This window comes from Pseudomonas sp., assembly GCF_030696055.1.
In the GTDB taxonomy this organism is placed as follows: domain Bacteria; phylum Pseudomonadota; class Gammaproteobacteria; order Pseudomonadales; family Pseudomonadaceae; genus Aquipseudomonas.
In genome coordinates, this window is the sequence record NZ_JAUYNP010000284.1 from 1 (window position 1) to 1,163 (window position 1,163).

At 60.9% G+C, this 1,163-nt stretch carries 1 protein-coding gene; it reads right to left on the reverse strand.

Annotation, left to right across the window (positions count from 1 at the left end; all coding sequences use genetic code 11):
* Nucleotides 1-176 precede the first annotated feature (176 nt).
* The coding region (locus Q8Q83_RS16785) for an ATP-binding cassette domain-containing protein (protein WP_305625269.1) at nucleotides 177-1,163 on the reverse strand (987 nt) is incomplete at its 5' end.

Here is a 1,163-nt window from a genome sequence, read left to right on the forward strand (position 1 = left end):
GAGTTGGGAGTGGAGGCGAGGTTGTGGGTGAGTTCCAGTGCCCGAGCGAGACGCATAAAAAATCCGATGCCAATACTGGCATCGGATTTTGATTTCTTGCGGCCAAAGGTCAAGTAAGAGGGCTTAACTGATCGGCATTAGGCCTTGCGGCCCCGTTTTTATTCCAGCGTTTATTACTACGCCAGCTTCTTATAACGCACGCGGTGCGGCTGGGAGGCCGCCTCGCCGAGGCGTTTCTTGCGCTCGGCTTCGTACTCGCTGTAGTTGCCTTCGAAGAACTCGATATGCGAGTCGTCCTCGTACGCCAGGATGTGGGTCGCCACGCGATCGAGGAACCAGCGATCGTGAGAGATCACAATGGCGGCGCCGGGGAAGTCGAGCAGCGCTTCTTCCAGGGAGCGCAGGGTTTCCACGTCGAGGTCGTTGGACGGTTCGTCCAGCAGCAGCACGTTGGCGCCCTCTTTCAGGGTCAGGGCCAAGTGCAGACGGCCACGTTCACCGCCGGAGAGGTCCTTGACGAACTTCTGCTGGTCGCCGCCCTTGAAGTTGAAGCGGCCCACATAAGTGCGCGACGGCACCTCGTAGTTGCCGATGCGGATCATGTCGGAGCCGCCGGACACGGCTTCCCATACGGTCTTGCTGCCGTCCAGGTCTTCGCGGCTCTGGTCGACGCAGGCCAGCTGCACGGTTTCGCCTATCTCGATGTTGCCCGAGTCCGGCTGCTCCTTGCCCATCAGCATGCGGAACAGGGTCGACTTACCGGCGCCGTTACCGCCGATGACCCCGACTATGGCGCCTTTCGGCATGCTGAACGACAGGTTGTCGATCAGCGCGCGGTCGCCGTAACCCTTGCCGACGCTGACGAAGTCGATGACCTTGTCGCCCAGACGCGGGCCGACCGGGATATAGATTTCGTTGGTCTCGCTGCGCTTCTGGAATTCCTGCGACTGCATTTCCTCGAAACGCTGCAGGCGCGCCTTGGACTTGGACTGGCGGGCCTTGGCGCCTTTACGCACCCACTCCAGCTCTTCCTTCATGGCCTTTTCATGGGCCGACTGCTGCTTGGATTCCTGGGCCAGACGATCCGATTTGGCCTCCAGCCAGCCGGAGTAGTTGCCTTCGTACGGAATGCCGGCGCCGCGGTCGAGCTCGAGAATCCAACC